The sequence below is a fragment of the Kitasatospora sp. NPDC101801 genome (assembly GCF_044766665.1).
Lineage (GTDB): Bacteria > Actinomycetota > Actinomycetes > Streptomycetales > Streptomycetaceae > Kitasatospora.
In genome coordinates this window covers 62,716-81,035 of the sequence record NZ_JBIWML010000031.1, presented here as the reverse complement: position 1 = coordinate 81,035, position 18,320 = coordinate 62,716, and the positions used below count along the sequence as shown (strand labels likewise).

Sequence of the window (18,320 nt, the reverse complement as noted above, 5' to 3'; positions counted from 1 at the left end):
GGTCCGGCGGGCTCTCGGACAGTGGTCCCTCAGGACGCCGGGCGGGCCGCCGTCGGGGAGTCGTACAGGTCGAAGCTGCCACCCGAGTGGTAGCGGCGGAACAGCTCCTCCAGCACCTGGTCGTCGGCGCCGGGAGCGCGCTCCGACAGACCCAGGCCGAGTCGCCGGCAGATCCTCAGCAGGGCCGTGACCAGCCAGGCCGGCCGGCCCAGGAAGGTCTCCGGCTCGCCCTGCCGGTGCCGCCAGACCCCCAGTGCGGCGGCGGCGGCGAGCAGCAGCGCGTAGCGGTCCGCCAGCGCGTAACTGCGAGGGCTGGCAAGCCCGTTGCGGTCCTGGAGGGACAGCCCTCGGCAGGCCGAGCGGAGTTCGTGCAGCTCCACCACGAGCGACCGGGTCAGTACCCGCAGCACGTTCCGGCTCTCCCCGCCCGCCTCGGACTGCTCCAACCAGGCCGCCGCAGAGACGAGTTCGGCGGCCAGCGGGTCGCCGTCGCCGACCACGCCCAGCCGGGTGACGTCCAGTGCGGGCAGGTCGTCCAGCATCCGGAACAGCGCCGGGTCCGGCGGGGGTTCGGCGAACCAGGCCCGGTCCGCCAGCACCGGCAGCCGGGGGATGATCGTCGACTGGCAGGCCGCCGTGCCGGAGTGTCCGAGGCTGGTGATCGGCAGGTCCCTGACGTGCTTCTGGAAGATCCCGTACTCCCCCTCCTTCACGTACAGGCTGGAGCCGAGCAGCACCGAGAGGTCGTAGACCAGGTCGCTGAGCAGGATCGGCAGCAGGTACTTGGTGGCCGCCGCGTAGACGCCGGTGGCCTCCGGGTGGAGATGCACGCCGCGGGTCGCGGCCAGGGCGAGGCTGTCGCAGACCAGCAGGTCGGCGAAGGAGCCGGCCAGACTGGCCCTGGCCTGCGGATTGCGCATCACCGGGCGGCCGTTCAGACCCCGGTCCAGGGCGAACCGCAGGGCGGTGCGCAGCACCGTGTCGCAGCCGGCCAGCACCATCGAGGGCAGCACGCTGCGGGTGAGCTGGAAGGAGCTGAGCGCCAGGTCGACACCGTCCCCCCACCCACCGAGCAGGGCGTCCCGGGGGACGGGGCAGTCCTCGAAGCCGAGACCGCTCATCCAGCAGCCGCGCAGGCCGACCGTCCGGTAGCGGGGCAGGTCGCGCACCCGGTCGGCGGGGAGTGCCGCCCGGTCGAGCAGGACGGCCGAGTGACTCCGGCTGCCCGGACGGGCGTCGGTGCGGCAGAACATCACCAGGGCGTCGGCGTGCGCCGCGTTGACGATCACCCGCTTGGCACCGTCCAGCCGCAGGCCCCGGCCCGACGGCTCGGACCTGAGGCTGAACTCGTCCCGCAGGAAGGCGTTCCCGTGGGCCAGGTCCCGGTAGGCGACGGCCAGCCTGCCGCCGCCGAGCAGCACCCCGGCGGCCTGCCGCTGTTGCCGCTCGGTGCCGCCGGCCCAGACCGAGGTCGCCGCCAGGAAGGACCCGGCGCCGTAGCCGACACCGAGCGAGGGATCCCGGCGGAAGACCGGGCGCAACATCCGCGCCAGCACGTCCACCCGGTCGAACCGGCCGCCGAGGCGCTCAGGCACGAACTCCTCGTTCAAACCGAACCGGTCCAGCAACTCCACCGCTCCACCGGGGAGTTCGCCCTGTTCGTCGGCGGCCAGCACGGCGCTGTGACCGTACGGGTTGGCCGGATCCCACGGGTCGCCGAATCCCTCCTCCAGCTGCGCGAGCCGCCGCTGCACGGCCGGCTCGGTGGCACCGGCCGTGGTCACGGCCGCCGTCGAAAGGGTCATCGGAATGCCTCCGTACGTATCGGGGCGGCGCCGACCAGCTGGGCGACCTCGGGCTCGACCACCTGGTGCAGGGCCTGCAGCCGCCCGGCCAGGAAGAGCTGCCGCATCGCGGACCGCTCCACCTTGCCGCTGGTGGTCCGGCGGACCGTTCCCGGCCGGACCAGCAGCACGCTGCCCGCCGTCGCCTCGAACTCCTGCGAGACGCACCTGCGGACCGCCAGGTTGAGGGCGGGCAGGTCCAGGTCGTAGCGGCTGCCGGTCCGCACCTCCTGCACGACGACCAGGTGGCTGCGGTCCGGCTCCACCGCGAACACCACGGCCGAGCCGAACAGGCTGCTGACCTTCTGCACCGTGCGCTCGATGTCCTGGGGGTAGAGGTTGCGGCCGGCCACCACCAGCAGCTCCTTGATCCGGCCGGTGATGAACAGCTCGCCGTCCCGGAGCCCCCCGAGGTCGCCGGTGCGCAGGAAGCCAGGCTCGCCCTCGGCGGTGGCCGTCCGGAACGTCCGGTTGGTCTCCAGCGGACGTTTCCAGTACCCCTGTGCCACGCTCTCGCCGCGCACCCACACCTCGCCGACCTGGCCCTCGTCGAGCGTCCGGCGGGTCCGGGGGTCGACGATCCGCAGGTCGAGGCCGGTGAAGCCGGGCCGACCACAGCTCACCAGGGTGCGGACGGAGCCGCCGGGCAGCGGGTCGCCGATCCGGTGCTTCTCCAGCGATCCGGCATCCACCACCCGCTCGGCCGGACCGGCCCCGCCCGGCTCGGCCGGACGTCCGAAGGCCAGCAGGGTGGCCTCGGCCAGCCCGTACGCGGGCACGAAGGCGTCGGGGCGGAAACCCACCGGGCCGAAGCGCTCGGCGAACGCCCGCAGGGTGTCCGCCCGAACGGGCTCGGCCCCGTTCACGGCGGTCCGCCAGCCGGACAGGTCGAGCCCTTCGAGCTGACGGTCGGTCACCCGGCGGACGCAGAGGTCGTAGCCCAGATCGGGCGCGCCGCTGACGGTGATCCCGTACCGGCTGACGGCCTGCAACCACCGGACGGGGTGCCGGACGAAGGTCTCGGGCGGCAGCAGCACCCCGGTGCCGCCCAGCCAGAGCGGGTGCAGCAACTGGCCGACCAGGCCCATGTCGTGATGGAACGGCAGCCAGCCACCGATCCGCGACTCCGGTGTCGTACCGAGCAGGGCCGCGATCTGGCGCTGGTTGGCGAGCAGGTTCCGGTGGGTCACCATCACGCCGCGCGGTTCGCTGGTGGAGCCGGAGGTGTACTGCAGGACGGCCAGGTCGTCGGCGCCCGCCGCGGGCAGCCGGCGGCCGTCGGCGGCGGGCAGTTCGGCGCCGTCCAGGGCCAGGCACGGGACCTGGGCGCTGCCGGCCTCCGCCAGCAGTCTCGAGATCTGCGGGGCGGACTGACGGTCGGTCAGCACCAGGGCCACCGCGGCGTCCTTGAGGATGCCCAGCACCCGGCTGTCCCGGGTGTGCCGGCCGTTCGGGGTGGGCGCCGGCACCGCCACCGCGCCCGCGTACAGGCAGCCGAGGAAGGCGACCGCGAAGCGCCGGCCGTCGGGCTGCAGGATCAGCACGTGCCGACCGGTCAGCCCGTGCTCCCGCAGCCAGCCGGCCACCCGGCGTGCGGCCAGGTCCAGCTCGCGGTAGGTCAGCTGCTCCGCCCGCAGCCCGTCCGGGTCGGCGGGCCTGGTGCCCCGGCCCGCCCCGTCGTCCTGCAGGAACAGGTAGGCGTCCTGCTCCGGCCGCTCCTCGGCGTGCCGTGACAGCACGTCGGCGAAGGTCACTGGCTCCGTCATCGATTCCCCCGGTTCCTCACGTCTGGGACGGCGCGCGCGGCAGCCGCGTGGCCGTTCCGAGAACTGCGACCGCGGTATGTGACAGTCGCCCGCACGGGCGTTCCAGGACGCCCGTGACAGGGTCGGGGCACTCGCTAGAGTCCTTCTGGACTACCGCTGGGCAGTCCGGACGGGCAGCCGGAACGCTCGTTCGGGCTCGACCCAGCGGTGCCCGGACACCGCGCGGGCACGGCAAAAGGCCCCCACCTCACGGTGGGGGCCTTCCTTCGTGCTCAGCCCTGGCGGCGGCCGAAGATCCGGCGCCACCAGCTGCGGCGCGGCGCCGGGGCCGAGGCCGGGGCAGCGGCGATCGGCTCGGCGACGGCGACCGGGGCCGCCGGAGCGGCCGGGACGGCGGCCGGGGCCGGGGCGGGCTTCGGGCGGCCCGGGGTGAACTTGACCGGGAGGCCGGTCAGGTGGCGGGCCAGCCAGGCGCCGCTCCAGCGCAGGTCCTCCTCGGCGACCGCGAGCTGGAGGTCCGGCAGGCGGGTGAGCAGGATGTCGATGCCGGTCTCGGCGATCGCGCGGCCCACGTCCTGGCCGGGGCACTCGTGCGGGCCGCCGCTGAACGCCAGGTGCGAGCGGTTGCCGTAGAGCGGGGTGTCCAGGTCGGGGCGGACCTCCGGGTCGACGTTGCCGGCCGCCAGGCCGAGCAGCAGCATGTCGCCGGCCTTGATCTGCTGGCCGCCCAGCTCGGTGTCGATGGTGGCCCAGCGGCCCGGGATCATCGACAGCGGCGGGCTGTCCCAGAGCACCTGGTCCAGCGCGTCCGGCAGGGTCATGTGACCGCCGGAGAGGTTGGCCCGGAACCGGCTGTCGGTGAGCACCATCCGCAGGGTGTCCGCGATCAGGTTCACGGTGGACTCGTTGGCCATCAGCAGCACCAGCCGCAGGTGCTCCATCAGCTCGTCGTCGGAGAGCCCGGCCTCGTGCTGGATCAGCCAGCTGGCCAGGTCGTTGCCCGGCTCGTTCCGCTTCCGGGCGACCAGCTGGCGGAGCGTGGTGGCCACGTACTCGTTGCTGGCGATCGCGGTCTCGGTGCCGAGCATCATGTCCCGTGCGGCTACCACGAGTTGCGGGCCGTACTCGTCCGGCGCACCGAGCAGCTGGGTCATCACCAGCATCGGCAGGTGCTCGGCGAACTCGCCGACCAGGTCCACCGTGCCGCGGCCGGTGAAGCCGTCGATCAGCTGGTCGGCGAACCGGGTGACGTACCGGCGCATGCCCCGGCGGTCGAACCGGTTCAGCGCGTCGGTGACCGCGCCGCGCAGCCGTCGGTGCTCGGCGCCGTCCGCGAACAGGCAGAGCGGCTGCCAGGCCAGCACCGGCATCAGCGGCGAGTCCATCGCCACCTGGTTCTGCTGGAACGCCGTCCAGCGCCGGGAGTCCCGGGAGAACCGGGACGGGTTGCGCATCACGGTCAGGTTGGCCGAGTGGCCGACCACCAGCCAGGCCGGCAGGTCGCCGTGCAGCAGCACCGGCGCCACCGAGCCGTGCTCGGCACGCAGCTTCTCGTACAGGCCGCTCGGGTCGGCCTCGGCCTCCGGGCCGTACAGCCGCCGTATCTGGTCGGTGCCGAGGCCGTGGGCCGGGCAGCCGGGCGGCGGGGTGAGCTGGCCGTCGGGGGTGGTCACGGGTGGTCTCCGGGAGTGAGTGTGATCAGGCGTCAGGAGGACAGGGAGTACAGGTAACGCATCAGGGCGAGCAGCACGTCGCGGCTGGCCTCCCGGCTGCGGGCGTCGCAGGCCACGATCGGCACCTCGTCCGGCAGGTCGAGCGCGGCCCGCAGGTCGTCGATCGGGTGGCTCGGCGACTCCGGGAAGGTGTTGACGGCCACCACGAAGGGCACCCCGCGCTCCTCCAGCCGCCCGATCACGTCGAAGCTGACCTCCAGGCGGCGGGTGTCGACCAGCACCACCGCGCCCAGGGCGCCCTCGAACAGGCCGTTCCAGAGGAACCAGAACCGCTGCTGGCCCGGGGTGCCGAAGAGGTAGAGCACCAGCTCGTCGGAGATGGTGATCCGGCCGAAGTCCATCGCGACGGTGGTGGAGGTCTTCCGCTCCACACCGGTGACGTCGTCCACCTCGACCCCGGCCCGGGTCATGGTCTCCTCGGTGGTCAGCGGACGGATCTCGCTGACCGAGCCGACCAGGGTGGTCTTGCCCACCCCGAAACCACCGACGATCACCACCTTGACGGCGGTGGCGGCGGTGGCCGGCAGCAGATCGGTCCCGCTCGGACCGCCCGGCTCAGAGCTTCTGAAGTCCATTCATCACCGCTTCGATCAGGGCACGGTCGGGGAGTTCGGCCTTGGGGACAGGGGCCCGGGCCTCGACCCGGTCCTCCGTCAGCAGGTCGGCGATCAGCACGGTGACCACGCTCATCGGCAGGTTGAGGTGGGCGGAGACCTCCGCCACCGAGAGCGGCGACTCGCAGATCCGCAGGATCGCCGCCTGTTCCGGCTGCATCGCGGGCTGCGGACGGGACTTGGCGACGACCAGGGTGACCAGGTCGAGCACGACCCGCTCGGTCAGCCCGCTGCGTCCACGCGTGATCACGTACAGCCGCTCGGGGTTACCCGCCTCCCAGTCCGCGCCCGGGTCGGTCATGCGACCTGCTCACCGTGGCGCGGGGCCGTGCTCAGATGCTCGCCGATCCGGGCCACCAGGTCGCGCATCCGCTGGCCCATCAGTCCGGCGTCCACGCCCTGGTCGGCCAGCACCGCGAGGTAGGCCCGGGCGCCGGCCGCCATCAGGTAGAAGAAGCCGCCGGAGGTCTCGATCACCACCAGCCGCATCCGGCCGTCCCCGTGCGGGAACTCGGAGCCGATCGCGGTGGCCAGACTCTGCAGTCCGGCGCAGGCGGCGGAGAGCCGGTCCGCGGTGTCGGTGTCCGTGCCGTACTGCGCCATCCGCAGTCCGTCCGAGGACAGCACCACCACGTGCCGGGTCTGCGGTACGCCCTCGGCCAGTTCCTTGAGCATCCAGTCCATGTTGGCCCGCTGCTGAATCACTGCTCACCCTTACCTGAGGACTCGTCACTGTGGTGGTCCGGCCGTCCGTTCACGCCGTTGGCGAACGCCGCCAGCCACATCCCGGGCTGCTCCGGCGCCGGCGCCGGCGGGGCGGCCTGCGGGACCGGCACCGGTCGGCTCGCCGCAGCGGCGTGCCGACGGCGCTGCGGCAGGCCGTTGGCGGCCCGCTCGGTCACCTGCGGGTGCTGCTCGCTCTCCCAGGGCTGCGGCCCGGACGGCGCCCGGACCGCCGCCGGGGCGGCCGCCGCGTGCCGGGCGGCCAGCGTCGGACGGACCGCGGCCGGCACCGCCCGGCGCGGGCCCGAGGCCACGCCGATGCCGTGCGCCCGCTCGGTGGTCGCCGGGGTGGCGGTGAGCAGCTCCTGCGGCACGATCAGCACCGCGCGCACGCCGCCGTAGGCGGAGGGGCGCAGCGAGACCTGGAAGCCGTACGCCTGGGCCAGCCGGCCGACCACGGCGAGGCCGAGCCGGGGGGTCTCGCCCAGGTCGTTGAGGTCGATGCCCTCCTGTGCCTCGCGGAGCATCCGCTCGGCGCGGGCCCGGCCCTCCTCGCTCAGGCTGAGGCCGCCGTCCTCGATCTCGATCGCGATGCCGGTCTGCACCTCGACCGCGGTGAGGTGCACGTTGGTGTGCGGCGGGGAGTACCGGGTGGCGTTGTCCAGCAGCTCGGCCAGCGCGTGGATCAGCGGCTCGACCGCGGGGCCGATCACCGCCACCTCGGAGACCGGGTGCAGCTCGACCCGCTGGTAGTCCAGGATCCGGGAGACCGCGCCGCGCAGCACGCTGTAGAGCGGAACTCCCTTGCTCCACTGGCGTCCCGGCCGCGCGCCACCGAGCACCGCGATCGAGTCGGCCAGCCGGCCGACCAGGGCGTTGCCGTGGTCCAACCGGAGCAGGTCGTCGAAGACGGCCGGGTCGGTGCCGTGCCGGTCCTCCATCTCGCGCAGGTCCTGGGCCTGCCGGTGCACGATCGCCTGCACCCGGCGGGCGATGTTCACGAACGCCCGCTGGGCCGACTCGCGCAGCCCCTCCTCCGCGTCGACCGCCTCCAGCACCGTGCGCAGCACGGCCTGCCTGGCCTGCTGGAAGCCGGGCGAGTCGTCGGGGGACAGCTCGCGCAGCACGTCGTCCAGGAACTCACCGGCCTGCAACCGGGCCACCGCCTTCGGCAGCACCTCGGCAAGCTGGCTGGTCTCCGCCTCCTGGGCGGCCAACTGCCCTCTGAGCTCGGCCTCCTGGCGGAGCGAGCGCTCGCGCAGGACCTTCAGCTCACGACCTCGACGGGCCGCCTCGGCCGCCACCAGGGCGACCGCCAGGGTGGCCACCGCACCGCACCAGCCGACCGCCGTCCGGGCTTCCCCCGCTATCAGGAAGGTGGCGACGACGGCCGCGACGGCGGTCAACACCGTGGGCAGGAGCCATCCCAGTGCGCGCGCGGGGCGCAGATCTCCGGGCGTCTCTCCAGCACCAAGCATCAGCGTCCTCAACTGTCGGAAGGTGTACGGACCTACGGGCCGCGTACCGGCCTGGGAGGGCCTTTCCGGTCCTCGCCCACCTTGACAGGCACAGGATGGGCGGGGCTGGGCGGGAGTAGCATAGCCGGTTTTTCGGATCACCCTGACGGGGTCTCAACATACTGATCAGCTACCATATTTGGGCCTTTCAGGTGGCCTTTCGGGCGCAGATCACACCCCTATCACGCGCTGCTCACACGGCTGCGGCGCCCGGCACGCCCTCCTCGTCCAGCAGGAAGAGCATGGAGCAACCGGGCGGCTGACCGGTGTCGACCGAGTGGGTCGAGGCGGTCGGCGCGAGCAGCACCGCGCGGGTCACGTCATTGGCGGTGCTGCTGCCGACGGTGGCCTTCTCGTGGCAGCCGACCGATGGATTGAACACGATCCCGAGATTGGGCGGCCGCCCCGGTGCGGATTGGGCGGCCGGCAGATCTCGATGCTGCCGTTCATGTCGTCGTCGATGTCCGGGTCGTCGCGGGGCGGCGCGAGCTGGTTCCGGGCCCACGGCACCGGCAGTTCGGGCCCGGGGGCATCCCGGACGGCCCTTCGCATTCGTACGGGATGTTTCAATCTCTTGAACCGATGTGAAATATGCCTTGGATTTGAAGGTCATCGCTTTTTCTCATGCTTGGATCAAAGGCATGGAACACCCCTCCTTCCCTGTCCGGCTCGCGGCCACCGCCGCTGCCATCGCCCTCTCCACCACCCTGCTGACCGCCTGCTCCACCGACAGCGCGGGCTCGGGCAAGGTCCGGATCGGCATCTCCGGGGCCAGCTCCGACTGGGACGTGCTCAAGCAGAAGGCCAAGGCCGAGGGCATCGAGATCGAGCTGGTCACCTTCGACGACTACGCCCTGCCCAACAAGGCGCTGGCGGCCGGCGACATCGAGCTCAACGCCTTCCAGCACCTGGCCTTCCTCAGCCAGTTCAACGCCAACAACAACACGAACATCGTGCCGATCGGCGCCACCTCGGTCTCCCCGCTCGGGCTGTACTCGCTGAAGCACAAGAGCGTCGACCAGATCCCGGACGGCGGGAAGATCGCCGTCCCGAACGACCCGTCCAACCAGGGCCGGGCGCTGCGGGTGCTGGAGCAGGCCAAGCTGATCGAGCTGAAGGCCGACACCGGCCTGTACGGCACCCCGGAGTCGATCTCGGCCAATCCCAAGCACCTGACCATCGTGCCGGTGGACGCCCAGCAGACCCCGCGCAGCCTGCAGGACACCGCCGCCGCCGTGATCAACTCCGGGGTGGCGGGCCAGGCCGGGTACGAGGTCAAGCAGGCGATCTTCCGGGACGACCCGAAGAACCCGGGCACCCGCCCGTACGTGAACGTGATCGCGGCCCGCGCCACCGACCGGGACAACGCCACCTATCTGCGGATCGCCGAGCTCTACCACTCCCCCGAGGTGCAGGCCGCCGCGGCCGAGGAGTCCAAGGGCGCCAGCGTGCCGAGCGACCTCGACCGGGCCGCCCTGCAGGCCGAGTTGGACCGGCTGGCCAAGCAGGTGAAGGGCAGGTGATCGAGCTGGTCGAGGTCAGCAAGGAGTACGGGGACTTCCGTGCGCTGGACCGGGTCAGCCTGACCGTGCCGGACGGTGGGATCTTCGGGGTGATCGGCCACAGCGGCGCGGGCAAGAGCACCCTGCTCCGGCTGATCAACCAGCTGGAGCGGCCGACGGCCGGTTCGGTCCGGCTGAACGGCACCGAGCTGACCGACCTGAGCGAACGCCGGCTGCGCGAGCACCGGCGGGAGATCGGCATGGTGTTCCAGCAGTTCAACCTGTTCAAGTCGCGCACCGTGCTCGGCAACGTGGCCTACCCGCTGAAGCTGGCCGGGCTTTCCCGCCCGGTGGTCCGGCAACGGGCCCTGGAGGCACTGGAGTTCGTCGGCCTCGGCGGGTACGCCAAGCGCCACCCCGAGCAGCTCTCCGGCGGCCAGCGCCAACGGGTCGGCATCGCCCGGGCGTTGGCCAACTCGCCCAAGGTGCTGCTGAGCGACGAGGCCACCTCCGCGCTCGACCCGGAGACCACTCTGGAGGTGCTCGACCTGTTCCGGCGGATCAACACCGAACTGGGCGTCACCATCGTGCTGATCACCCACGAGATGGACGTGCTGCGGCGGATCTGCGACCGGGTCGCGGTGCTGGACGCCGGACGGCTGGCGGAGACCGGCGACGCGTACCGGGTGTTCGCCCACCCCCGACACCCCACCACCGCCGCCTTCGTCCGCTCCGTGCTGCCCGACCGCCCGGCCGGCGCCACCCTGGAGCGGCTGCGCGGCCGGCATCCGGGCCGGCTGCTCACCGTGCCGTTCACCCACGACGGGGACCTCGGCCGCGGCCTCTCCCGGCTGCTGCGTGAACACCGGCTGGACTTCTCCCTGGTGCACGGCGGGATCAGCGAGGTCGGCGCGCTCCCGCTGGGCAGCCTGACCGTCGAACTGCACGGCGCGGAAGCGGATCTGACGGCCTTCCTGGCCGCCTGGGAGCGTCGTTCGGAGGTACTGGCCGCATGAAGGTCGACTGGAACGTCTTCTGGCCGAAGCTCGCCGACGCGACCGGGCAGACCGTCTACATGGTGCTGGTCACCCTGCTGCTCTCCTCGGTCCTCGGGCTGGTGCTCGGCCTGCTGCTGTACGCCACCCGGAAGGGCAACCTGCTGCAGAACCGGGCGGTGTTCTCACTGCTCAACCTGCTGATCAACCTGGTCCGTCCGGTGCCGTTCATCATCGCGATCGTGGCGATGGCCCCGCTCACCCGGGCGGTCACCGGCTCGATGATCGGCACCGAGGCGGCGATCTTCCCGATGGTGGTGGTGGCCACCTTCGGGGTGGCCCGGATCGTCGAGAACAACCTGGTCGCGGTCGAGCCCGGGGTGATCGAGGCGGCCCGGGCGATGGGGGCCGGACCGGTCAGGATCATCCTGACCGTGCTGGTGCCCGAGGCGCTCGGCCCGCTGATCCTCGGGCTGACCTTCATCCTGGTGGCGCTGATCGACTTCTCGGCGGTGGCCGGGACGGTGGGCGGCGGCGGGGTGGGCAACCTGGCCATGACGTACGGCTATCTGCGCTTCGACACCTCGGTGATGGTGGTGACGGTGGCCGTGCTGATCGTGCTGGTGCAGATCGCCCAGCTGACCGGGAACCTGCTGGCCCGCAAGGTGCTCCGGCGCTGACCGCTCCCGTGGCGGTGGCCTCCGGCTGTGCTGACCTCCGACGGTTCCTCCGTAGTGCCTCCGGTGTGCCTCCCGTGGCCCCGAGCACGGTGGCGCCGTCAGCCGGAGGCGTCCAGAACCGCGGCGGCCACGTCGCCGGGCCGGTCCTGCATCAGCAGGTGGCCGGCCGGGACGGCCACCCGGAACTCCGCGTCGAGCAGCGCCGCCAGCTCCCGCTGCCGCGCGAGCCAGGACCGGCCGCCCCGGCCGGTCGAGGCGGCCAGCACGATCGCCGGGGCGCCGGGCAGCGGCGCCGTCCGGCGCAGTCGGTTCAACTCGGCGGCCACGTCGAGGTAGTGGGTGTTCTCGGCGAGCGCGGCCCGGAACGAGCGGCTGGTCCGGTAGCAGCGCCGGACCAGCTCGGCCGGCGCCGGATCGCGGTGCCCGAGGGTGGCCGCCGCCCCGACCACCCGCCGGGCGGCCGGGCCGAGCATGTACGGCACGGCGGTCGCGGTGGCCAGCCCGCCGAGCGTACGGACCGTCAGCTCGCGCAGGGCCGGGGCCCGCCCCGGGCGGGCGGTCGGTTCGGTGCTGCCGTCGAGCAGCACCAGCCCGGCGGTCCGGTCCGGGTGCAGCCGGGCGAACGCCTCGGTGTGGAAGGCCGCGATCGAGTGGCCCACCAGGGTCGCGGGGGTGTCCACCGCGAGGGCGTCCAGCAGGGCGGCGATCCGGTCCGCCTCGCCCCGGGCGGTCGGCGGCCCCGGAACGGACTCGCTCAGGCCGAAGCCCGGACGGTCGAAGCGGACCACCGTCCGGTGCGGTTCGAGCAGCGGGACCACCCGGTCCCAGTCGAACCAGCAGCAGCCGAGCCCGCCGCTGAGCACCACCACCGGGCCCCGGCCGGAGACCACGGTGTGCACCGCCCGGCCGCCGACCCGGACGAACCGCGTGCCGGTCACCGCGTCACCTCCCGCCGCCCGTCGGCCCCGCCGCCGGCCACGCTCCGGGCCAGCACTCCCAGCCAGACCGCGATCAGCAGGATCTGCGAACGCTGCCCCGCGCCCATCGTCCAGGTGCCGTGCCCGGCCTCGAAGGCGGCGATCGCGGCGAGACTCCAGGCCGTGGCGGCCAGCTCGGCGCCCACCAGCCAGGGGCCGTACCTGGCCAGCGGGGGCCACCAGCCGTACCGGCGGGCGGCGACGGTGAGCAGCGTCACGGCGCCGATCGCGCCGACCATGGCCAGGCTGCTGCTGACGGCGTGGGCGGTGTGGGTGGCCGGGACCAGACCGGCCGTCTCGCGGGCCGCGCACTCCGGGTCGGCGGTCGGAGTGCAGCTCAACGGCAGCCGGGAGTCCACCGCCGTGGCCGCGCCGAACAGAGCCAGCGACCACCAGCCGGCCACCGCCCAGGGGCGACGCTCCAGCCGCCACAGCGCGGTGACCGCCGCCGCCAGCACGGCCAGCCCGGCGACCAGGTCGGTGGCCCGGAACAGGCCGCCGAGCGGCTGGTCCTCGGCGGCCAGCTCGCTGACGTACGCCTGCACGGGGTCGAGCCCGGTGCTCAGCACCACCTCCAGCACCCACGCCGTGTACGCGAGCGCGCTCAGCAGCAGGAGGGCGGCGGTCGCCGTGGTGGTCCGGCCTGGGCGGCGGGCTGCGGAGCTGGGCACCGGACCAGCCTAATCACCGGGGCGGCCGGCCCCCGCCCGCCCCGGAAACCGATTCGGAGCTTCCCGCCGGAGCGTGTATTGTTCTCGGGGTCGGACAGGCGCCGCTAGCTCAGTTGGTTAGAGCAGCTGACTCTTAATCAGCGGGTCCGGGGTTCGAGTCCCTGGCGGCGCACAGACGGTCGGAAGGCCCCTCACTCAGGTGGGGGGCCTTCCGGCGTTTCCGCTCCGGGGCGGGCGGCCGCGAGGTCCAATGGACGGGAGAGGCCGACCCAGCAGAGGAGCACACCCATGTCGAACCCCACCCAGGGCCACCGGATCGAGCTGGTCCGCCCCGAGCAGACGGTGACGGTGCTGATCGACGGCGTCCAGGTCGCCAAGTCGAGCCGCCCGCTGGCGCTGTTCGAGACCGGGCTGCCGGTCCGGTACTACCTGCCGCCGGAGGACGTCGACCTGACGCTGTTCCAGCCGAGCGCGACGCACACCACCTGCCCGTTCAAGGGCGAGGCGTCCTACTGGTCGTTCGCCGACCGGGCCGACGTGGCCTGGTACTACCCGGAGCCGATCGACTCGGTGGCGGCGATCGCCGGGTACCTCTGCTTCTACGACACCGTCGCCAAGGTGCGGGTCGAGGGCGAACTCCCTGAGCGCTAGACGGGTGCGATAAGACCGGCGTAAGAAAAAACGGGACAAAGGTCCCTAACATCGCCCATACCGTTCGGGGCAGGCTGGGACGGATCGTCTGATCCCGACCGCGTGAGCAACCGTCACAGGTCTCGCAGGAAAGGCCTCCCGTTGCCCCGCAGTGCCCCGAACGGTCCCCGCCCCCGCCCGCAGAAGACCGGTAGGTCCCGTCCACGCCGGACCGGCTGGCGCCGGCTGATACCGACCTGGCGGTTCACCCTGGTCGGCACGCTGGTCTGCACCGTGCTCGGGGTCGGCCTGTTCGCGCTCGGGCTGCTGGTGGTGAAGGTGCCCGACGCGCACGCGCAGGCCACCGCGCAGAGCAACACCTGGCTCTACCAGGACGGCACCCTGCTCGCCCGGACCGGGCAGACCAACCGGCAGAACGTCGGCCTGGACAAGATCTCCCAGGACGCCCAGCACGCCGCGCTCGCCGCCGAGGACCGGAACTTCTACCACGAGGGCGCGGTCAACCTGAAGGGCCTCACCCGGGCCGCGTTCGCCACCGCGACCGGCGGGAGCACCCAGGGCGGCTCGACGATCACCCAGCAGTACGTCAAGAACACCTACCTGAACCAGAAGCAGACCGTCGCCCGCAAGGTGAAGGAGCTGTTCATCGCGGTCAAGGTGGACGCCACCGAGACCAAGGACGAGGTGCTGACCGGCTACCTCAACACCTCCTACTACGGTCGCGGCGCGTACGGCATCCAGGCCGCCGCCCAGGCGTACTACGGCATCGACGCCGCCCAGCTGAACCCCGCGCAGGGCGCCTACCTGGCCGCCCTGCTCAACGCGCCCAGCGCCTACGACGTCTCGACCGCCACGCCCACCGGCAAGCAGAACGCCACCAACCGGTGGAACTACGTGCTCGACGCGATGGTGCAGGAGAACTGGCTCTCCGCCACCGACCGCGCCGCGATCACCTTCCCCGAGGTGAAGGAGCCGAAGAGCGCCCCCGGCCTGGCCGGCCAGGCCGGCTACCTGGTGACCGCCGCGACCGAGTACCTCACCGCGCACAACGTGCTCACCGACGCCCAGCTCGCCCAGGGCGGCTACACCGTCAAGCTGACCGTGGACCCGAAGCGGCAGCAGGACCTGGACGCCGCCGTGCGCGGGCAGCTGACCGACCGGCTCAAGCCGGACAGCCGGCCGGTGGACGGCGCCGCGCAGGCCGGCGCGGTCTCGCTGGACCCGAAGACCGGTGCGGTGGTCGCCCTGTACGGCGGCCAGGACGCCACCAAGCACTGGATCGACAACGCCACCCGGCAGGACTACCAGGCCGGTTCGACCTTCAAGGCGATCGCGCTGGCCGCTGCGCTGGAGAGCGGCGCGGAGACCCAGTCCGGACAGACCATCACCCCGCAGACCGGGTACGACGGCCGGAGCAAGCGGCCGGTGGTCGGCGGCCGCGGCACGCCGTACGCGCCGCCGAACGAGGGCAACAAGAGCTACGGGCAGATCACCCTGCAGCAGGCCACCGACTGGTCGGTGAACTCGGCTTTCGCCCAACTCGCCCAGGACACCGGCCTGGAGAAGGTCCGGGACACCGCCGTCGCACTCGGCCTGCCGGTCGACACCCCCGGCCTGAAGCAGGCGCCCGCCTCGATCGCGCTCGGCACCTCGACCCCGAGCGTGCTGGACATGGCCGGGGTGTACGCCACCCTGGACAACGACGGCAGGCAGACCACCCCCTGGCTGGTGCAGTCGCTGGAGCACGAGGGCGAGAACGTCGCCCTGCCCGCCCCGAAGACCACCCAGGCGATCAGCCCGGAGACCGCCAGGACCGTCACCTCGATGCTCCAGGGCGTGGTGAGCGACCCCGGCGGCACCGGCTACCGGGCAAAGGAGCTGGGCCGACCGGCCGCCGGCAAGACCGGCACCACCGACGACCTCAAGTCGGTCTGGTTCGCCGGGTACACCCCCGAGCTGGTCACCACCGTCGCCCTGTTCGGCCAGGACCCGGTCACCGGCAAGCAGGTCTCGCTGGACGGGACCGGCGGTGCCGCCGGTGCGGCGGGCGGCAACTTCCCGGCCCGGATCTGGACCGCGTACATGTCGGCGGCGCTCGACGGCCGACCGGTCGGCGAGTTCACCGAGCCGAGCGGTGGCCGGGGCTACTCCGCCGACCCCTCCGACACCCCGTCCTCGACGCCCTCCACCTCCCCGACCACTCCGAACAGCCCGGCGTCGACGCCGGCCGAGCAGCCCGCGACCCCGGTCGGCCCCGACCCGACCAGCGCGCGGCCGACCCCCACGCCGACGCCGAAGCCGACCCCCAGCCCGAAGCCCACTCCGACGCCGACGCCGACGCCCAAGCCGACCCCGACCCCGACGCCGCCGGACCCGACCCGGGAACCGCCGGTCAACGAGGCGGCCTCGCGGCAGGCGGTGCCGGCGGGCTGACCAGCAGGCTGACCGGGGGCGGCCTGCCGATCCGGCAGGACCGTCAGGCATGGACACCCCTTACCTGACCACGGGTCCGGCTGGCACAATGCGTCGGTGCACAGCTCATCGCCACTCCCTCAGGTCTCCTGGCTCTCCCCCCGGGCCCTCGGTCTCTCCCTCGCCCTGCTCTCGGCGCTCGCCTTCGGCGGCTCCGGAACCGCGGCCAAGCCGCTGATCGAGGCGGGGCTCTCCCCGCTGCACGTGGTCTGGCTCCGGGTCACCGGCGCGGCGGTGGTGCTGCTGCCGCTCGCGTACAAGCACCGGGACGCGTTCCGTCGGCGGCCGCGCCTGATGATCGGCTTCGGGCTGCTCGCGGTCGCCGGGGTGCAGGCCTGCTACTTCGCCTCGATCTCCCGGATACCGGTCGGGGTGGCCCTGCTGATCGAGTACCTCGGGCCGCTGCTGCTGCTCGGCTACCTCAGGTTCGTCCAGCGCAAGCCGGTCTCCCGGGCCGCCACCCTCGGCGCCGGGGTCGCGGTGACGGGTCTGGCCTGTGTCGTCGAGGTCTGGCACGGGCTGGCGTTCGACGCGCTCGGCGTGCTGTTCGGACTGGGCGCCGCCTGCTGCCAGGTCGGCTACTTCCTGCTCGCCGACGCCGGGCGGCAGGGCGACAGCCCGGTCGACCCGATGGCGATCAGCGCGTACGGCCTGCTGGTCGGCGCCGTCGCCCTGACCGCGTTCACCCAGCCGTGGACGGCGGACTGGAGCGTGCTCGGCGGGGACGTGGTGATGAACGGGCGGGTGCTGCCGGCCGCGCTGGCCGCCGGCTGGATGGTGCTGATCGCCACCGTGCTCGCCTATCTGACCGGCGTGGTCTCGGTGCAGTTCCTCTCCCCGGCGGTGGCCGCCGTGGTGGCCAACCTGGAAGCCGTGGTCGCCACCGTGGCCGCCTGGTTCCTGCTCGGCGAACGGCTCGGCGGCTGGCAGCTGGTCGGCGGCGCACTGGTGCTGATCGGCGCCTTCACCGCCCAGACCAGCCGCCCCGCCGAACTCGCCCCGGAGACGGCGGCACCTCCCGCCGAGCCGAGCGTGGCGGCCCGCCGGGGCTGACCCCGCTGCGGGCCGGGCGGCGGCTGATCCGGCGTCAGCTTTCGGTGGGGGCGTCCGGCCGCCGGTCGGGGTTCGCTCGCCGGTGCGATGTCGGGTGCCGGCGCTGGGTCACTTGCCGAGCCAGCCGAACCAGTCCAGGTGACCCAGCGGCCAGACGATCGCCGAGGTGGGGCCGACCACGTTGGCCACCGGGACGGCACCGGCTCCCGGTCCGCCCTGGTGGTAGCGGGAGTCTGCGGAGCCGCTCCGGTGGTCGCCCTCGACCCAGATGTACCCCTGCGGGACGGTGACCGGGCCGAAGTCCAGCCCCGAGCAGGAGTCGTCGCCCGGGTGCAGGTACGGCTCGGAGACCGCCGAACCGTTCACCGTGAGGGTCTTGCCGGCGCACCGGACGGTCTCACCCTCGGTCGCGATCACCCGCTTGACCAGGTAGTTGTCGTCCTTCGGCGGGAGCAGGCCGACGAAGCTGAGCGTGCTGCCGACCGCGTCGGAGAACGCGTTGCCGCTGCTCGGCTGCACCGGCAGCCAGCCACCCGGGTCCTTGAAGACCACCGGCTCGCCGGGCGCGGGCTCCCAGCCGAGCAACGGCGCCATCTTGTTGACGGCCACCCGGTCACCGATCCGCAGGGTGTTCTCCATCGAACCGGACGGGATGCTGAACACCTGGAACAGGCAGGTCTTGATGGCCAGCGCGATCACCAGACCGAGCACGACCATCGCGGGGAACTCGACCCACCAGGGCAGCCGTCGGCGGCGTCCGTCGGCCTTGGCACCGGCCTGGGCGGGGTGCTGCGGTGCGCTGTACTCGGCGTCCGGGGTCGACGTCCCGACCAGCGGGCCGGACTGAGGAAGAGTCACGGATCAGGCCGCCTGCGGGCCACAGCCCGACGCCACCGGCGACGCGCCGGTCAGCGCACCGTCGCCGTCCCGGCGGTACCGGGCCCGCCTGCCGGCGTCCTGCATCCTGTGCCGGGACTGGGGCTGGGGCATGTGGGGCTGGGAGTTCCTGGCCATCGCGCTGTCCTGCCTTTCCGGGGATCCGGGGAGAACAGCACGCTAACGCCGTACTGGAACTGTCGCGAAATCAGACATTTAGCCATGCCCGACAGATCAGGGCTCGCG

At 72.8% G+C, this 18,320-nt stretch carries 17 protein-coding genes and 1 tRNA gene; 7 read left to right on the top strand and 11 right to left on the bottom strand.

Features of this window, described 5'->3' with window-relative positions:
- Positions 1-29: 29 nt before the first annotated feature.
- The 8 genes from ACIRPK_RS27355 to ACIRPK_RS27320 form a co-directional block, all read right to left on the bottom strand.
- Entirely contained in the window at positions 30-1,805 is a 1,776-nt protein-coding gene (locus tag ACIRPK_RS27355; RefSeq protein WP_403042873.1) for an acyl-CoA dehydrogenase family protein, read from the bottom strand.
- Entirely contained in the window at positions 1,802-3,610 is a 1,809-nt protein-coding gene (locus ACIRPK_RS27350) for a fatty acyl-AMP ligase (RefSeq protein WP_403042870.1), read from the bottom strand. The genes ACIRPK_RS27355 and ACIRPK_RS27350 overlap by 4 nt, the downstream gene beginning before the upstream one ends.
- A 272-nt stretch (positions 3,611-3,882) precedes the next feature.
- Positions 3,883-5,283 (bottom strand): cytochrome P450, encoded by a 1,401-nt coding sequence (locus ACIRPK_RS27345; protein ID WP_403042868.1) that lies wholly within the window; start codon positions 5,281-5,283, stop codon positions 3,883-3,885.
- 32 nt (positions 5,284-5,315) lie between these two features.
- Complete coding sequence (locus ACIRPK_RS27340) at positions 5,316-5,918, bottom strand: GTP-binding protein (protein WP_403042865.1); 603 nt, start codon at positions 5,916-5,918, stop codon at positions 5,316-5,318.
- Positions 5,899-6,258 (bottom strand): DUF742 domain-containing protein, encoded by a 360-nt coding sequence (locus ACIRPK_RS27335; protein WP_057237697.1) that lies wholly within the window; start codon positions 6,256-6,258, stop codon positions 5,899-5,901. The genes ACIRPK_RS27340 and ACIRPK_RS27335 overlap by 20 nt, the downstream gene beginning before the upstream one ends.
- Positions 6,255-6,662 (bottom strand): roadblock/LC7 domain-containing protein, encoded by a 408-nt coding sequence (locus ACIRPK_RS27330; protein WP_057237695.1) that lies wholly within the window; start codon positions 6,660-6,662, stop codon positions 6,255-6,257. Before ACIRPK_RS27330 ends, ACIRPK_RS27335 begins: the two co-directional genes overlap by 4 nt.
- Entirely contained in the window at positions 6,659-8,158 is a 1,500-nt protein-coding gene (locus ACIRPK_RS27325) for a sensor histidine kinase (RefSeq protein ID WP_403042861.1), read from the bottom strand. Before ACIRPK_RS27325 ends, ACIRPK_RS27330 begins: the two co-directional genes overlap by 4 nt.
- A 232-nt stretch (positions 8,159-8,390) precedes the next feature.
- The gene (locus ACIRPK_RS27320) at positions 8,391-8,579 is read right to left on the bottom strand and encodes a hypothetical protein (protein WP_403042858.1); all 189 of its coding nucleotides are present in this window, start codon (positions 8,577-8,579) and stop codon (positions 8,391-8,393) included.
- Positions 8,580-8,838: 259 nt separating this feature from the next.
- Here ACIRPK_RS27320 and ACIRPK_RS27315 point away from each other — a divergent pair, with 259 nt between their 5' ends.
- The 3 genes from ACIRPK_RS27315 to ACIRPK_RS27305 are packed head-to-tail and all read left to right on the top strand — an operon-like array spanning position 8,839 to position 11,374.
- Positions 8,839-9,720, top strand: a complete 882-nt coding sequence (locus ACIRPK_RS27315) for a MetQ/NlpA family ABC transporter substrate-binding protein (protein WP_403042855.1) — start codon at positions 8,839-8,841, stop codon at positions 9,718-9,720.
- Positions 9,717-10,715: a methionine ABC transporter ATP-binding protein gene (locus ACIRPK_RS27310; RefSeq protein ID WP_403042852.1), complete on the top strand. Its 999-nt coding sequence runs from the start codon at positions 9,717-9,719 to the stop codon at positions 10,713-10,715. Before ACIRPK_RS27315 ends, ACIRPK_RS27310 begins: the two co-directional genes overlap by 4 nt.
- Positions 10,712-11,374 (top strand): methionine ABC transporter permease, encoded by a 663-nt coding sequence (locus tag ACIRPK_RS27305; protein ID WP_403042849.1) that lies wholly within the window; start codon positions 10,712-10,714, stop codon positions 11,372-11,374. Before ACIRPK_RS27310 ends, ACIRPK_RS27305 begins: the two co-directional genes overlap by 4 nt.
- 98 nt (positions 11,375-11,472) lie before the next feature.
- Here ACIRPK_RS27305 and ACIRPK_RS27300 read toward each other — a convergent pair whose 3' ends face one another.
- A complete protein-coding gene (locus ACIRPK_RS27300; protein WP_403042846.1) occupies positions 11,473-12,312 on the bottom strand; it encodes an alpha/beta fold hydrolase in 840 nt (279 codons plus the stop codon).
- Positions 12,309-13,022 carry a DUF998 domain-containing protein gene (locus tag ACIRPK_RS27295; RefSeq protein ID WP_403042843.1) on the bottom strand — a complete coding sequence of 238 codons (714 nt, stop codon included), beginning with the start codon at positions 13,020-13,022 and terminating at the stop codon, positions 12,309-12,311. The genes ACIRPK_RS27300 and ACIRPK_RS27295 overlap by 4 nt, the downstream gene beginning before the upstream one ends.
- A 98-nt stretch (positions 13,023-13,120) precedes the next feature.
- Here ACIRPK_RS27295 and ACIRPK_RS27290 point away from each other — a divergent pair.
- The 4 genes from ACIRPK_RS27290 (at position 13,121) to ACIRPK_RS27275 (ending at position 17,198) form a co-directional block, all read left to right on the top strand.
- Positions 13,121-13,194: transfer RNA gene (locus ACIRPK_RS27290), tRNA-Lys, on the top strand.
- 116 nt (positions 13,195-13,310) lie between these two features.
- On the top strand, positions 13,311-13,673 hold the full coding sequence (locus tag ACIRPK_RS27285; RefSeq protein ID WP_403042840.1) for a DUF427 domain-containing protein: 363 nt from the start codon (positions 13,311-13,313) through the stop codon (positions 13,671-13,673).
- 141 nt (positions 13,674-13,814) lie between these two features.
- Entirely contained in the window at positions 13,815-16,106 is a 2,292-nt protein-coding gene (locus ACIRPK_RS27280) for a transglycosylase domain-containing protein (RefSeq protein ID WP_403042838.1), read from the top strand.
- A gap of 96 nt (positions 16,107-16,202) precedes the next feature.
- Entirely contained in the window at positions 16,203-17,198 is a 996-nt protein-coding gene (locus ACIRPK_RS27275; RefSeq protein WP_403042836.1) for an EamA family transporter, read from the top strand.
- Between the two features lie 108 nt (positions 17,199-17,306).
- Here the strand turns inward: ACIRPK_RS27275 and lepB are convergent, their stop codons facing one another.
- Positions 17,307-18,056 (bottom strand): signal peptidase I, encoded by a 750-nt coding sequence (gene lepB, locus ACIRPK_RS27270; protein WP_403042834.1) that lies wholly within the window; start codon positions 18,054-18,056, stop codon positions 17,307-17,309.
- Between the last annotated feature and the right edge of the window lie 264 nt (positions 18,057-18,320).

Excerpts from the sequence above, each read along its gene's own strand:
- ACIRPK_RS27325 (WP_403042861.1), bottom strand. The coding sequence starts at position 8,158 with ATGCTTGGTGCTGGAGAGACGCCCGGAGATCTGCGCCCCGCGCGCGCA.
- ACIRPK_RS27355 (WP_403042873.1), bottom strand. The coding sequence starts at position 1,805 with ATGACCCTTTCGACGGCGGCCGTGACCACGGCCGGTGCCACCGAGCCG.
- ACIRPK_RS27305 (WP_403042849.1), top strand. The coding sequence starts at position 10,712 with ATGAAGGTCGACTGGAACGTCTTCTGGCCGAAGCTCGCCGACGCGACC.
- ACIRPK_RS27285 (WP_403042840.1), top strand. The coding sequence starts at position 13,311 with ATGTCGAACCCCACCCAGGGCCACCGGATCGAGCTGGTCCGCCCCGAG.
- ACIRPK_RS27315 (WP_403042855.1), top strand. The coding sequence starts at position 8,839 with ATGGAACACCCCTCCTTCCCTGTCCGGCTCGCGGCCACCGCCGCTGCC.
- ACIRPK_RS27350 (WP_403042870.1), bottom strand. The coding sequence starts at position 3,610 with ATGACGGAGCCAGTGACCTTCGCCGACGTGCTGTCACGGCACGCCGAG.
- ACIRPK_RS27340 (WP_403042865.1), bottom strand. The coding sequence starts at position 5,918 with ATGGACTTCAGAAGCTCTGAGCCGGGCGGTCCGAGCGGGACCGATCTG.
- ACIRPK_RS27335 (WP_057237697.1), bottom strand. The coding sequence starts at position 6,258 with ATGACCGACCCGGGCGCGGACTGGGAGGCGGGTAACCCCGAGCGGCTG.